Origin of the sequence: Chryseobacterium sp. JJR-5R, assembly GCF_034047335.1 — a bacterium.
Taxonomy (GTDB): domain Bacteria; phylum Bacteroidota; class Bacteroidia; order Flavobacteriales; family Weeksellaceae; genus Chryseobacterium.
Genome location: NZ_CP139137.1, coordinates 1,653,781 through 1,668,240 on the forward strand (window position 1 = coordinate 1,653,781; position 14,460 = coordinate 1,668,240).

Genomic DNA, 14,460 nt, shown 5'->3' on the forward strand with positions numbered 1-14,460 from the left:
TCAGATCTCAAAAATGATGCTTTCTTCATTGATTTTTTTTACCACGCTTTCGGTACGTTCCCTGTGGGTATCCGTAATGAAAATCTGTCCGAAGTTCTCCTGGTTGACCAGCTCAATCAGCTGTGAAACCCGGGTATCGTCCAGCTTGTCGAAGATATCGTCCAGCAGAAGGATCGGGGTCTTGTTCGTCAGCTCTTTAATCAGGCTCATCTGTGCCATTTTCAGGGAAATAAGAAATGATTTCTGCTGTCCCTGGGAACCTGTTTTTTTGATTAAAACCGAATCCATTTCAAAAAGAAGATCGTCTTTGTGGATGCCTTTTGAAGTGTAGGTCAGCATCCGGTCTTTTTCCAGGCTTTCCGTTAAAAGGTCCCTGAACTTCCTTTCAGGCAGGGTCGTATCAAAACCTTCAAGCAGATGTGATTCATAGAGCACGGATACACTTTCCTTTCCGCCTGAAATAATCTTGTAGAAGCTCTGGACAATCGGGTTGAGTTTTTCAACGAAATCTTTTCTTTTAAGGAAAATCTTGGTTCCGGAACGGATGATCGGATCATCATAAATCTCTAAAGAATCCTTTTCCCAGACTCTGTTTTTGGCGAAGTATTTTAATAATGCGTTTCTCTGCTGTACGGTTTTCTGGTATTGGATCAGGTCAAAAAGATATCCGGAATCCGTCTGTGAAATCATGGAATCCAGGAACCTTCTCCGGCTTTCCCCGGAATCTGAAATCAGATTGGAATCATACGGAGAAATCATGACACTGGGCAGATACCCGATGTGGTCTGCCAGCCGGTCATAGCTTTTGTCATTCTTCTTGATGATCTTTTTCGCTTCTTTAGGCTGCAGTATTTTAATGAGGTCTTCGCTGTCATCATTCTCTATCTCGGCATCGATGGTGAAGAAATCTTCGTCATTCTTAATATTGTTAAGATCCGTATTCCCCAAGAAGCTCTTTCCGACGGAAAGATAATGAAGCGCGTCCAGGATATTGGTTTTCCCCGCACCGTTGTTGCCGACAAAGCAATTGATCTGCGGGGAGAACTCAAATTTCTTCTCCGAATGGTTTTTGAAATTGTACAGGGAAAGTTTCTTAATAATCATTTGTCAAAAATACTCCATTATATGCAAAAATAAAAAGGGAAGTGCAGAACAAGTTTCCACGCCGAAAGAAAAGTAAGCATCATCCCGCTCATTTTCAGCGAAGTAAATAAGAATGTAAGTAACAATACCTGATAAATAAAAAGCAAAGGAACTGTTGATGCTCAAATAACCGGCTGCAAGGATATTGCTCAGAAAAACCAGTACATAGGCCAGATACTTGGTGTTCCTGACCCCAATGAGTACAGGAAATGTTTTTACGGTATCTGTTTTCATGTCACGGATATCGAACGGCAGGACCAAAGCGGTAATAAAGAAGAAACTGATGAAAAATATGGGAATGCTGAATTCCGGGAGGGTAAGCCAGCAGTTCATCAGTGCCCAGACCAGGCCTACATAAAACACTTTCAGCAACGGGATCTTCCGGATGTAGGTATCCAGGAAAAAACTGTTGTACAGAAGGCCCAGAATCACAATGATAATCCATTTAAGCAGGCGCATTTCATTATGGTTATCGATAATTAAAAGTGCACAGACAATGCCGGCAACCACATTTAAGAGTAAGATTTTTGAAAAATGCTTCGTTTTCTGATATTTGGTATACAGGTACCCGCTGAAATAAGTAATAAAAATAAAACAGACGGTAGGATAGCGGAATGTATTTTGCTCCTGCATGAAAAATACTGCGAAAAGGGTCCCCGTTAAGGATACGTAAAACTGACTGTCAATAACGGATTTTTTCAGTACTTTTAAAGGATTCATTTATCAAAAATAACACATATGAAAAGATTTTCAAAGATTTTTGTGCTTTTGCTTCTGCTGTTGAATGTTTCAGGGGTTTTTGCACAAAAATATTATGATGAACAGTGGAAAAAAGTATCTGCAAATTATCAGAAAGGAGTTTATAAATCCAATCTTCCCATCATTGCAGATATACAGAAACAAGCGATGAAAGATAATAATGTTGTACAGCTGATCCAGTCTTTGAAGGCAGAATTCAGTATAGTAAACCAGACTGCGGATGATGATAAAAATAATTCGGTAAGCGCACTGTTCGGGAAACTTCAGAATGTCGGCAGGCAGATAAAAGGAGATGATAAAGTAGTCTATGATGTTCTGCTGACCAGTTTTTTTCTGGATTATTATGCAGAGCATTCATGGGAAATCAACAGCAGGACGAATATCAGTTCCCGGGATATTTCCCGGATCGAGACCTGGAGCCGGCTTGATTTTAAGAATTATCTGACCCAGAATTATCTGGAGCTCGACCGGCAGCAGGCAGAAATGAAAAAAATTTATTTAAAGAAGTACAAAGACGTTTTTTCTGATAATGATTATATTTCCTACTTCCCAACTTTGGAAGACTGGTACCTCACAAAGAAAATTACATTTCTCACCAACAACGGTCTTTTTACCAAAAATGAACTGGAAGAACAGCGCACTAAGGTAAATGCCATCTATGACGGACTGATTTCACAGAATACCGGAAACCCGAGATTGTATTTCATGCACAGGAAACTGCAGGATAACTGTGACTTCAACCGCTGCACAGACAGGCTAAAACAGCTTCAGACCCTTCTGGCATCCGAAACGGAGGGTGATTATAAAGTAATGGTGATGAATGATGTGATAGATGAACTGATTTCAAAAAACAAAGAAAAAGAAGCCATTGGGATCATAAACCAGGCAAAAATAAAATATCCGGAATCTCCTTTTATCAGGAACATAAAAAATAAGGAAGATGAGATTACCAGCCCGTCCCTGAATATAACATATGAACAGCAGACCCAGAGCAACCTTCCGGTTCACTTCGTAGCGGAACGTAAAAATGTTTCTTCTTTTTCAGTCACGCTTTATGAGGTGAAAGAAGATCTGTCTGTATTTCTGCAATATGTACAGAATCCTTATCCCAATCCGTTTGCGAAGATCAAAAAAAATCTGGTAAAAAAAGAAACTTACACGCTGGATGATCCTAAAGATTACCGGACCCATAAAACATCCCTCGAAATCAAACCCCTTCCACCCGGGATTTATCTTGCAGAATATGCTGTGGCCGGGATCAGTGAAAAAGATGCGGAAGCAGAAAAGGATTTTTACTTTCTGGTGTCTGGCAATAAAGTGATTTATCAGACCAAAACAGAGCGGAACCCGTTAGCCAATGAACTGAAACTGGTCAACAGTGAAAACGGAAAACCTGTGATTGATGAACGTCTTACCTTTTATGAATTTGCGGGTAAAATTTTGAGCAAAACGGAAGGAAAAACAGATGATAAAGGGGCGTTTAAATTTCCATCGACGGTAAACAAAGACTATTACAGGACTTTTTTAATCCGCCAGCCAAAAACCAATGATTTCCAGATCATGCAGGTTTCCGGAGACAGGCAGATCAACAGTTACAGTCCGAAAGAAACGCGGGTGAAGGCCCAGATTTTTACAGACCGTGCCATCTACAGGCCCGGACAGACGGTTTATTTTAAGGTCATCAATACAAAACTTAATAAGGAAACAGAATCTGTAGTGGCAGGATTAAAACAGAAAATTACCTTAACGGATGCAAACGGGCAGGAAGTGTCTGTACAAAACTTCACCTCCAGTGAGTTCGGTTCTTACCACGGCAGCTTTATTCTTCCGAAAAGAAAACTGAACGGAATGTTTTCTTTAAAAACCGATGACGAAACACAGGGATATAAGAATATCCGGGTTGAAGAATACAAGAGGCCGAAATTTGAAGTTACTTTTGAGCCTGTAAAAGATGAATACAGATACGGCCAGACCATTGAACTGAAAGGGAAGGTAATGACGTATTCAGGAATTGCTTTAAGCAATACTGCAGTAAATTACGAAATTAAAAAACATAATATCCGCTGGAGGTATTTCAACAGTTATCCGCAGGGAGATAATGATGATCAGGAAAACTCTATTTTAGGGGAAGCAAGAACCAACGGTAAAGGAGAGTTCATCATCAGGCTGGATCTTAAAAAGGATGAAAAATTAGAGGGAATCCAGATTGACAATTATTTAGTCAATGCCTCTGTAACGGATATTAACGGGGAAACCCAGACAGCAGATACGGAGCTGAAGGTGGCCTCGGTTTCACATTATATTGAAGCGGATGAGATCAAGAATGTTTTCTCCGGTGAAAATATAAAAATAAAAGTTGAAACGAAGAATTATAATGAACAGGTTCTTAAAAAACCGTATCAGGTGAGACTTTCAAAACTTGAATCGCAGGCAAGGATTTTCAGGAATAATTTCGGGACGGAAGTTCAGGATCTGCCGCAATTCTCAGAAGAAGAATTTATCCGCAGATTTCCGCATGATTGCTATGATAAAAATGATGAAGTTGAAAACCGGAAAATTTCAACGGTTATTATGGACGGTACAAAGCAGAATGAAGAATCTCTTGATCTCGGAAAACTGGAATCCGGAGATTACAGGCTCGAACTTTATAACATTGAAGGCAGGGACACGATAAAAACTTCCCGTAATTTCAGTGTGTGGAATAAAAAAGCTTTAAATGCTTCGCAAAAAACATTCCTTACGGTTGTAGAGGCCAAAAAAGAATTTTCGAGAGGCGAAAAAGCTGTGGTGTATGTGTATTCTGCAGTTCCGGATGCTCTGGTAAATGTTTTCATTCAGGACGGTTCAGGAAAAACAGTTTTCGAGGTCCGGGAATTTAAAAACGGCGTTCTGGAATATTCCGTTGATATCCCTGAAGATAAGAACGTTTCAGCCTTAAACCTACAGTTCCAGTTGGTCGCATTTAATGATGTACAGACCGAATCTGTAAACCTTGTTATAAAAAATTCAGAAGGACCTTTAAGAATTGAAACGGTTACGTTCAGAGATAAAGTAGAACCGGGTTCAAAAGAAAAATGGTCGGTAAAAGTACTTGGGAATAAAAAAGAGAAAATAAGCGCTGAAGTCTTGGCCAATATGTATGATCTGTCCCTGGATAAGTTTGCAAAAAACGATTTTAACTGGAGCAGTCTCTATACGCCTATGTCAATGGTAACGTCATATGACATCAGGCAGTATCTGCTTCAGAAATATTATCAGAAGAGACTGGCGTATTTTGATAATCAGCAGGTTGAAGTTCCATCTTTTAATTGGTTTGATAATGATATATCTTATTCGGCTTTGCAAAGAAGTCTTAGTGGTAAAGTCGCAGGAGTAAAGATTCGGACTGCTGCGCTTCCTGCTCCGATGGCTGCGTCAGAAATGAAAGTTAATTCTGCAAGAATGGATGATGAAGCAATAGATATTTTGGATTCAGGGAGACAACTTATTAATCAGGAAAACAAAGGATTAATAACTGTTAATGATAAAAACACGTTGCAAAATGTCCAGATACGCCAGAATCTAAACGAAACCGCCTTTTTCTATCCGGATTTAAAAACCGATGCAGAAGGCAATGTAAGCTTTGAGTTCACTTCTCCGGAAGCACTGACCAAATGGAAGCTGATGTTCCTGGCGCATACCAAAGATGCGAGGGCAGCAACATTGGAAAAAGAAGTGGTGACGCAGAAAGAATTTTCTGTGACACCGAACTATCCGAGATTTTTAAGGGAAGGCGATGAGCTGAATCTTCAGTCAAAACTGTCAAACCTGACCCGTAAAAAGTTAAGCGGTTCGGCAAGCCTGCAGATTTTAGACGCGTTTACCAATGAAGATATTTCCTCCCGGTTTGGCTTAGCATCAGGCATTCAGAATTTTGAGCTTGATGAAAACGGAAACTCAGCATTAACCTGGAAACTGAAAGTCCCTGATAACGTTTCCTCTATCATTTTAAAGGTAGTGGCAAAGGCAGGACGGTATTCTGACGGCGAACAGCAGGCCATTGCCGTATTGCCGAACAGGATGCTGGTAACCGATGCCGTTCCGGTTTTCGTAAAAGAGGGCGAAACAAAAACGTTCGAACTGGAAAACCTTAAGAATACCAATTCCGCAACTGTTTCAAATGTTTCCCATACGCTGGAGCTGACGACCAATCCGATCTGGGAGATGATGTTTGCACTTCCAAGCCTGAAAAACGACCAGAACAATTCTGCCGATGTAATCTTTAATAAATGGTTTGCCGATGTGCTGGCTTCGGAAATTTTCAGAGCAAATCCTAAAATGAAAACCGTTTTTGAAGAATACCAGAACAAAGGATTACTGAATTCAAATCTGGAGAAAAACCAGGAACTGAAGCAGTTGTTGTTGGAAGAGACGCCATGGGTGCTGGAAAGCAGAAATGAACAGGAGCAGATGACAAAATTAGCTTTACTTTTTGATGCCAATACCATGAAAAATTCGATCACTCAGGATTGGGACGATTTCAAAAAACTGCAGAATCCGGATGGCGGGTTTTCCTGGTACCAGGGGTATCCGAGTTCATATTCCACATCGCTGTATATTCTGAAAAACCTGGGCAGGATTAATTCATGGTTAAAAGAAAATGTTAAGGAATATCAGAATAATGAACAGGATGAATTGGTGGCACAATTGGTCCAGTATATTGACAGTGGAATTAATAATTACTATGATATAAAAAAAGCAAATGTCTGGAATAACACCGTGATCGATTACCTGGACACAAGGAACTACTGGGAAAAGCAGTATCCTCTGAAAGGAAAAGGCGCAGCTTTAAAAGCTTCCGTAAAACAGAAGGCAAAAACAGCTAAGCTAACCGATTTTACGTTTTTCGGACTGCACCGGATGGCCTTACTGATGGAGCGTTACGGTTTAAAAGAAGTTTCGGATAAAATGCTGAATTATTTAAAAGAAACTTCCGTTGATTCAAAAACCCAAGGTGTCTACTGGAAGCAGAACCTGGACGGCTGGGGATGGTTCAGCTCAAAAGTGGTGAATCAGGCCGGCGCTCTGGAAGCATTCAACAAACTTAAACCCAATGATCAGAAATTTGTTGAAGACATGAAGATCTGGCTGATTACACAGAAAGAAGTGAATTCCTGGGGAAGTTCAAGAGGCACGGCTGAGGTGATCTTCACCATCTTGAATGCAGGGAAATCCTGGACCGGCACAGAAAGTGACAAGGCAACCGTCATCTGGGGCGGAAAAGAACTGAAACCGGAAACCCAGGCAACAGGTTATGTGAAATCTACGGTAAAAACTGATCTCGTGGATAAAAGCCTGGCTACAGTCACTGTAATAAAACCGGGACCCGGAATTGTGCAGGGCGGATTATTCTGGCAGTATTATGAAGACCTGGATAAAATACCGTCTTCTGAAAATTACCTTTCCGTAACAAAAGAACTTTACAGAAAAGTAAAAACGGTAAACGGAGAGGAATTACAGAAAATCTCACCGGAAACTCCGCTGAAAATCGGGGATAAAATTACGATAAGAATGATCCTTAATACAGACCGTCCGATGGAATTTATCCACATCAAGGATATGAGAGCCGCAGGGTTTGAGCCTTTGGATGTACTTTCCGGCTATCAGTGGAAGAATAATTTAGCCTATTATCAGTCGGCGAAAGATGCATCCACCAATTTTTATATTGAGCAGATGCCGAAAGGAAAATATGTGTTTGAATATGATGTGATAGCCAATGCTTCCGGAAGTTTTTCAAACGGGATCACTACCATCCAGAACTATTACGCGCCTCAGATGAATGCGCATACCAGAGGGATGAATGTCCGGATCGCGGAATGATAAATACAATAAGTAATTAAACCGGAGCTCCTCACTATCTGTGGGGAGCTTTTTTTTGAATGCATGTTTGATAATGATCAGAAAAAACTGATATATTTGCTTTTTACAATCAGATAATCAAACTATGGAAAATGTTTTTGAGGCGAAAGCAGCTCAGCATTATATCGACAGAATAAATAAGCTTACCCCTGAAACAGAAGGATTGTGGGGAAAGATGACCGTTGATCAGATGCTGGCGCACTGTAATGTATCCTATGAAATGGTCTATGAACCAGAAAAGCACAAAAAGCCGGGAGCGATTGCAAAATTTATCCTGAAAACATTTGTAAAGCCTAAGGTAGTGGGCGGGAAAGCATACGCGCAGAACGGGCCTACGTCTCCACAGTTTCTTATCAAGGAAAGGAAAGTTTTTGCGGACGAAAAGAAACGCCTGATTGGATTCATCCAGAAAACACAGCAGCTGGGCGCTTCTGCTTTTGACGGAAAAGAATCTTTTTCATTCGGGAAACTGAAAGCGCAGGAGTGGAGCAATATGTTCGCAAAACACCTGAACCATCATCTGACGCAATTTGGCGTATGATCCGTATATAGAATACCCTGCTGGTGTTTATGATTTTAGCATGCAAGAAAGAAGCTGCATCAGGCGAAAATACCGGGATATTTATAGGTAAGCTGAGAATTCAGACTCTTAAAAAAACGTCAAAAGACAGCAAAGGCGGCGTGACATTCAGAGGGAAGTGGAAAAACTACGCCGGAAATCCGGAATTTGAGGTCTGGTGGGCTAATTTTGTTCCGACGGATATCTCTAAAGTGGCACTTAAATAAAAACTTAATTATAATATATGAAAAAACTCTTATTACTCTTTATTTTCATTTCCGGCTTTATAACAGCACAGATGCCGGATATTTCACAGGTATGGCTGAACAACAGCAAAGCCTACACCGGAACCATCGGCGGTAAAGGGCAGGAAATCAGGCTCAAGATCAATATTTCCGAGCAGAACAAAAAAAATGACCAGGAATATTTCGTTTCAGGATATACGCTGGTGGACCAAAACTATACAAAGTTCGAAGGTAAGCTGGCCATTACAAAATACAGGGATGCCGGCAAAAAAGGGACGGTCTACGGCGAATATGAACTGGCGGAAGAAAGTAAGGGAAAGCATTCCGGTATTTTCAAGGGTAAGTTTATCTACACGTTCAGGTGGAACAGGGAAACACAGAAAGTAGATGCCCAGTACATAGACCTGATCGGTGACTGGAAGAGTTATGATGGCACGCTGGATTTTAAAACCAGGATTAAAAACCAGTAATCATGTACGGAACTTTCTATAAAAGATGATATTCATATCATATTCATTCAAATAAAGCAAGTATGAAATTAGGCGCATTTTCAATCAGTTTAAGTGTTAAAGACCTTCAGAAATCCAAGGATTTCTATGAGAAATTAGGGTTTAGTGAAATGGGCGGAGCCATGGACCAGAATTATGTGATCATGAAAAACGGGGATCATATCATCGGGCTTTTTCAGGCGATGTTTGACGGGAATATGCTCACATTCAATCCTGGCTGGGACCAGAATGCCCAAAATATGGAGGTTTTTGAAGATGTCCGGGACATTCAGAGGCATTTAAAGGAACAGGGCGTGGAGCTTCAGAAAGAAGCCGATGAAACCACATCCGGGCCGGAACATATTTATCTGAAAGATCCGGATGGCAATATGATTTTAATCGATCAGCACAGATAATCAGCCTGTTTAAGAATAATAATTTTACATTTTTACAGCAGATTTACATCTTATTCAAGAATATATGCTCGCAGGTTCAGCAGGTTCTCTATTGATGTTCAGATCTGTGCAATCGCATTGGCCTGCTGGAAATTATACTTTCAGCTGAATTTAAAAGGGAGCTAAGCGATCTTAAGTGTCAGGCGGATTCTGTCATTTAAGCTCATTTCAGGGGAAAATCAAATTAATTACCCTTCTGTAAATCTTTACGGTTCATTAAAAAGCTGATCAAATTCTGGATAAAAAATAAACTTTAAACAAAAAAACAAAATAAAACTATGGCAACGGTAAACGTATATTTGACATTCAACGGAAACTGCAGGGAAGCTTTCGATTTTTATAAATCGGTTTTCGGAGGTGAGTATCCTTACGTAGGAACGTTCGGGGAAATGCCTCCGGCGGACGGCAAAGAAATTCCTGATGAAGATAAAAACAAAATCATGCACATTACGCTTCCAATCTCCGGTGAAACCATGCTGTTGGGAAGTGATACGGGCGGGGAATGGGGTTCCCGTCATCAGCAGGGAAACAATTTCTCAATCTCAATTAATGCGGATTCAAAAGAAGAAGCGGACCGGCTGTTCAACGGCCTTTCTCAAGGCGGAATCATAACCATGCCTATGGAAGATACGTTCTGGGGTGCTTATTTCGGAATGTTTACGGATCAGTTCGGAATCAACTGGATGGTTAATTATGATGATCCTGCAAAAGCACAGGAACATCCGTAATTTTTAATCATTCATACATGAGATTACAGCCGGCAGGATATTCTGCCGGCTTTCAGTTTTAATAACCTGAAGTTAATTAAAATCCGTTATCGAATGACCTGAACATTGCGTTCTTTCTGTTTCGGTAAAAAAATAATTTTGCGTATTATTGATAATCGGTATTGAATTTAATTATTTAATAGATATTGATAATAAAATTACAGGAAATGAAAATCATAAAATCATTCGCTTTAGGCATTATTATGCTGGGTGCCCCGTTTTTACAGGCTCAGAAAAGTGATCTCGGGGCATGGTATATGTATTACGGAAATAATAAAATCAGTAAAAAACTGAATCTGACCAATGAGTTCCAGTACAGGAGTTTTGATGCACTGGGTGATATGGAGCAGCTTATGGTACGTACAGGGATCGGGTATGACCTTACGGAAGACAACAATAACGTTTTGCTGGGCTATGGTTTCATCTTAGGCAAGCCGTATGAAAACGGTGAAAAAACTGAAAATACCGAGCACAGGATTTTCCAGCAGTATATTACCAAACAGAAGTTCGGGCGTTTCAATATCCAGCACCGGCACCGTCTGGAAGAACGGTTTCTTGATGAAGGTTTCAGGATGAGGTTCAGGTATTACCTGGGATTCAATATTCCGATCAGCAATAAAGAGATGAAGCCCAAAACAATATATGCATCGGCTTACAATGAAATATTTCTCCATCTTGACAGTCCGGTTTTCGACAGGAACAGGGTATACGGGGCACTGGGCTATGTCATTAATAAAAATATGAGGATCGAGGCCGGCTATATGAACCAGATTCAGGAAAATAAAAACCGCGGACAGGTCCAGATCGCTTTTTATAACGATATCCCGTTTACAAAGGATTAAAAGCGCGGCTTAACCTGTATCCGGTCATGTGATGGTGCCATAGGCATAGAGTTGCTGCCACAGGCCGGTTACAATTTTACCAACATCTTTCAGAAATAGGCAGTAGGCAATAAAATTTTACTAATTTTGGGGAAATTATTTTAAAAAATTCAATGAAAAAAAATATTATAGCGGGATTTGCCGCAATTCTGTTGCTGGCGGCCTGTAAAAATGATAAAAAAATTCTGGATTCTCTGGCAGATTACAACAACTCCATGGAACAGAAAGGCTACCATTTCGGGGATAAGCTGGCGTTACCGGAGGAGGTGACCGGCGATGCGGAGAGTATCTCCATCAGTTTCGGAGACAAGGAAACCTCAAATCTTACCGTTGATCCTAAATTTTTCACTTTGGGAGACAATGCCGTAACATTCAACATCAAAACAAAAGGCGGGGAAACCCTTACCCAGGATGCCACTATCAATGTTTTCGCAAAAAATCCTGAAAAGGGTATTGCCTATGAAATCGTGGCGGAATATCCCCATGACCCTAAAAATTTCGTGCAGGGTTTTCAGGTAGAAGGCAACACGATCTATGAAAGCGACGGGCAGAACGGCTCTTCACAGATCCTGAAATATACACTGGGGACAACCACACCTCTGGCCTCAACCAAGCAGGGGCAGCAGGATTTTTCCGAAGGAAGCACAATTGTTGGGGATAAAGTATACCAGCTGACCTGGCAGAGCAAAAAAGGATATGTTTATGATAAAAATTCACTGAAGCTGTTGTCTGAGTTTGCTTATCCTAATGTATTGGGAGAAGGCTGGGGGCTTACCTATGACGGGAAGAACCTGATTGCATCAGACGGAAGCAAGCTTTTGTATTTCCTTGACCCTGCAGATCCTTCCAAACTGATAAAGTACATTGCTGTAGCGGGAAGCTCGCAGATCTATGACCAGCTGAATGAACTGGAATACCATAACGGATTTATTTATGCCAACGTATGGCAGAAGCCGATTGTCCTGAAAATTAATCCGTCCAACGGAGAAGTGGTGGGGACTTTCGATTTTACGGAGATCGCGAAGCAGAATACGAAAGGAAGCGATGATGTGCTGAACGGAATTGCCTTTAAAGGGGAGAATATGCTGGTAACCGGAAAGAACTGGCCGAAAATTTATGAGGTGGCCGTTAAATAATTTCCGGCTTAATTAGAGTGTACGTGAAGAAAAGTCTGATCACAGGTTTTGCCGCAGTTCTATTGCTGTCCTCCTGTAAAAATGATAGGAAAATACTGGATGATTTGGCGGATTATAATCATTCCATGGAGGAAAAAGGGTACCGTTTCGGGGATAAAATAAAGATCCCGAAAGAGGTAGCTGACCGGGCAGAAAGTATATCCATCAGTTTTGGGAACCGGGAGACTTCCGTTTTGGCAGTTGATCCAAAGTTTTTTGAGTTTGGAAATAATGAGGTGACGTTCAACATCAAAATGAAAGATGGCGGAACTTTGAAGCAGGACGCAACCATTAACGTCTTTACAAAAAATCCTGAACAGGGCATCGCGTACGAAATCGTCGCGGAATATCCCCACGATCCTGAAAATTTTGTGGAAGGCTTTTTTATTGACGGAAATACGGTATATGAAAGTACCGGATTGAAAGGTGAATCCAGATTGATAAGATATACCCTGGGAAGTACCGTTCCTTCTCTTTCTGAAAAACAGGCTCCGGAAATTTTTTCAGAAGGCTGCGCCATGGCAGGTGATAAAATTTACCAGCTGACCTATCAGAGTAAAACCGGGTTTGTTTACGATAAAAATACATTTAAGAAAATCTCAGAATTTCCTTTACCTGATGAGTTCTGGGAAGGCTGGGGGCTGACATATGACGGGAAAAACCTGATTGCGGATACCGGTTCAAACGATCTGTATTATTTAGATGCGGATAACCCTTCCAAAGTTGTAAAAAAGGTTTCTGTGGGCGGGAATAAGAATATTTACAACCAGATCAATGAACTGGAATACCATAACGGGTTTATTTACGCGAACGTCTGGCATCAGCCCTATATCTTAAAGATAGATCCAGGAACCGGAGAGGTAACGGGCAGGTTTGATTTTACAAAAATTACAGAAGAACATACCAAAAATAACAGTGAACATGTTTTAAACGGGATAGCTTTCAAAGGAGATCATATGCTGGTAACCGGAAAAAACTGGCCGAAGATTTATGAAGTGGCAGTCAGATAGTTAAAATTAATGATCCCCTTTCGTTGTATACAAAAAATAAGTAAATTGGCAGCGTTCCCGGATGGGGCGCTTTAGTAAAATAAGTTGAAAATACTACATTTAATATTCATACTGCTTTTCTGTTCATTATCTGCACAGAATATGCTTCCTTTGGACACGCTTAAACTCAAGGAAGCCAAAGATATGCTGGCCGACGATTACGGGAACCTGTACATCTATAAAAACAAAGATTTCAGCCTGACCAAGTATGATTCCCTGGGAAAGCAGCTGGGGCAGATGATGCTTACGGTCCCTTATAAAGTACAGTCTGTGCAGAACCCGTTAACGGTTGCCCTGTTTTCTGAAAATGCCCAGGAAATGAAATTCATAGACCAGAACATGAATGAAATCCAGAAAGTGGATTTTAAGCATAAGTTCGGCTTTATCAAAATGGCTTATGCCGAAGACCTGCAGCAGCTGTGGCTGCTGGATGACAGTACTAAACGGCTGATCCAGTATAATTTCCGGAATGAGACCATCATCAATTCTTACCCTTTTGACGCAAGCTTTGATGAATTGTCTGATCTTTTGGTGTATGAAAACAAAGTGTATATCCTGACGAAAAAACAGATCCGGGTCTATACGTTTAAGTTCGAAAAGGTTTTTGAAGCCGGTATAGAAAACGGAAAACGTTTCAGGAGAGAAAATGAAGCGGTATTGATCATCACCGACAATTCGGTGGTAAAATACATTCCGGAAAAAGAACTGGTAACGGTTTTTAGCAATCCCGATGCGCGGATTGTGGATAAAAACACGCTTTCTTATTTTGAAATCAAAGCCAACAAACTTTATCTTTACAGCCTGGAAAATAAGCAGGAGGACAGCCTTCAGACTGAGCCTGACCCCAAGCGGAAAGATACCGTACAGGATGTGGAACGGTCAGAAATAAAGCCTGCAGAACCTGACAGCCCGGAAGGGAAACTGGAGAAAAAAACAGAAGAGATTGAAAGTGAAAACCCTGCAGAAAGTTCACTGCAGAAACTGATTGAAGATTCTTCGGAGGTACAGTCTGCCAGCGTTTAAGTATTCATCAACATTTAT

12 protein-coding genes are annotated in these 14,460 nt (G+C 40.8%); 10 read left to right on the forward strand and 2 right to left on the reverse strand.

Annotated features, from left to right (window positions below; translation table 11 throughout):
- Positions 1 to 1,104: a DNA replication/repair protein RecF gene (recF, locus tag SD427_RS07580; protein WP_320560668.1), complete on the reverse strand. Its 1,104-nt coding sequence runs from the start codon at positions 1,102 to 1,104 to the stop codon at positions 1 to 3.
- A gap of 3 nt (positions 1,105 to 1,107) precedes the next feature.
- Positions 1,108 to 1,863 carry a hypothetical protein gene (locus tag SD427_RS07585; RefSeq protein ID WP_320560669.1) on the reverse strand — a complete coding sequence of 252 codons (756 nt, stop codon included), beginning with the start codon at positions 1,861 to 1,863 and terminating at the stop codon, positions 1,108 to 1,110.
- Between the two features lie 18 nt (positions 1,864 to 1,881).
- On the opposite strand from SD427_RS07585, the gene SD427_RS07590 reads away from it, so the two are divergent.
- The 10 genes from SD427_RS07590 (at position 1,882) to SD427_RS07635 (ending at position 14,442) form a co-directional block, all read left to right on the forward strand.
- Positions 1,882 to 7,761 carry an alpha-2-macroglobulin family protein gene (locus tag SD427_RS07590; RefSeq protein WP_320560670.1) on the forward strand — a complete coding sequence of 1,960 codons (5,880 nt, stop codon included), beginning with the start codon at positions 1,882 to 1,884 and terminating at the stop codon, positions 7,759 to 7,761.
- 124 nt (positions 7,762 to 7,885) lie between these two features.
- The gene (locus tag SD427_RS07595; RefSeq protein ID WP_320560671.1) at positions 7,886 to 8,341 is read left to right on the forward strand and encodes a DUF1569 domain-containing protein; all 456 of its coding nucleotides are present in this window, start codon (positions 7,886 to 7,888) and stop codon (positions 8,339 to 8,341) included.
- A 29-nt stretch (positions 8,342 to 8,370) separates the two neighbouring features.
- On the forward strand, positions 8,371 to 8,586 hold the full coding sequence (locus SD427_RS07600; RefSeq protein WP_320560672.1) for a hypothetical protein: 216 nt from the start codon (positions 8,371 to 8,373) through the stop codon (positions 8,584 to 8,586).
- A gap of 17 nt (positions 8,587 to 8,603) precedes the next feature.
- Positions 8,604 to 9,074, forward strand: a complete 471-nt coding sequence (locus SD427_RS07605; RefSeq protein ID WP_320560673.1) for a hypothetical protein — start codon at positions 8,604 to 8,606, stop codon at positions 9,072 to 9,074.
- A 62-nt stretch (positions 9,075 to 9,136) separates the two neighbouring features.
- Positions 9,137 to 9,508 carry a VOC family protein gene (locus SD427_RS07610; RefSeq protein ID WP_320560674.1) on the forward strand — a complete coding sequence of 124 codons (372 nt, stop codon included), beginning with the start codon at positions 9,137 to 9,139 and terminating at the stop codon, positions 9,506 to 9,508.
- Between the two features lie 317 nt (positions 9,509 to 9,825).
- Positions 9,826 to 10,275, forward strand: a complete 450-nt coding sequence (locus SD427_RS07615; protein WP_320560675.1) for a VOC family protein — start codon at positions 9,826 to 9,828, stop codon at positions 10,273 to 10,275.
- A gap of 206 nt (positions 10,276 to 10,481) precedes the next feature.
- The gene (locus tag SD427_RS07620; RefSeq protein WP_320560676.1) at positions 10,482 to 11,156 is read left to right on the forward strand and encodes a DUF2490 domain-containing protein; all 675 of its coding nucleotides are present in this window, start codon (positions 10,482 to 10,484) and stop codon (positions 11,154 to 11,156) included.
- Between the two features lie 152 nt (positions 11,157 to 11,308).
- The gene (locus SD427_RS07625; RefSeq protein ID WP_320560677.1) at positions 11,309 to 12,331 is read left to right on the forward strand and encodes a glutaminyl-peptide cyclotransferase; all 1,023 of its coding nucleotides are present in this window, start codon (positions 11,309 to 11,311) and stop codon (positions 12,329 to 12,331) included.
- Between the two features lie 23 nt (positions 12,332 to 12,354).
- The gene (locus tag SD427_RS07630) at positions 12,355 to 13,380 is read left to right on the forward strand and encodes a glutaminyl-peptide cyclotransferase (protein ID WP_320560678.1); all 1,026 of its coding nucleotides are present in this window, start codon (positions 12,355 to 12,357) and stop codon (positions 13,378 to 13,380) included.
- 84 nt (positions 13,381 to 13,464) lie between these two features.
- On the forward strand, positions 13,465 to 14,442 hold the full coding sequence (locus tag SD427_RS07635; protein WP_320560679.1) for a hypothetical protein: 978 nt from the start codon (positions 13,465 to 13,467) through the stop codon (positions 14,440 to 14,442).
- The last annotated feature ends 18 nt before the right edge of the window (positions 14,443 to 14,460 follow it).

What these genes read in the sequence shown, in the direction of transcription:
- SD427_RS07615 (WP_320560675.1), top strand. Translation starts at nt 9,826, where the DNA reads ATGGCAACGGTAAACGTATATTTGACATTCAACGGAAACTGCAGGGAA.
- SD427_RS07625 (WP_320560677.1), top strand. Translation starts at nt 11,309, where the DNA reads ATGAAAAAAAATATTATAGCGGGATTTGCCGCAATTCTGTTGCTGGCG.
- SD427_RS07585 (WP_320560669.1), bottom strand. Translation starts at nt 1,863, where the DNA reads ATGAATCCTTTAAAAGTACTGAAAAAATCCGTTATTGACAGTCAGTTT.
- SD427_RS07620 (WP_320560676.1), top strand. Translation starts at nt 10,482, where the DNA reads ATGAAAATCATAAAATCATTCGCTTTAGGCATTATTATGCTGGGTGCC.
- SD427_RS07595 (WP_320560671.1), top strand. Translation starts at nt 7,886, where the DNA reads ATGGAAAATGTTTTTGAGGCGAAAGCAGCTCAGCATTATATCGACAGA.
- recF (WP_320560668.1), bottom strand. Translation starts at nt 1,104, where the DNA reads ATGATTATTAAGAAACTTTCCCTGTACAATTTCAAAAACCATTCGGAG.
- SD427_RS07600 (WP_320560672.1), top strand. Translation starts at nt 8,371, where the DNA reads ATGATTTTAGCATGCAAGAAAGAAGCTGCATCAGGCGAAAATACCGGG.
- SD427_RS07610 (WP_320560674.1), top strand. Translation starts at nt 9,137, where the DNA reads ATGAAATTAGGCGCATTTTCAATCAGTTTAAGTGTTAAAGACCTTCAG.
- SD427_RS07605 (WP_320560673.1), top strand. Translation starts at nt 8,604, where the DNA reads ATGAAAAAACTCTTATTACTCTTTATTTTCATTTCCGGCTTTATAACA.
- SD427_RS07590 (WP_320560670.1), top strand. Translation starts at nt 1,882, where the DNA reads ATGAAAAGATTTTCAAAGATTTTTGTGCTTTTGCTTCTGCTGTTGAAT.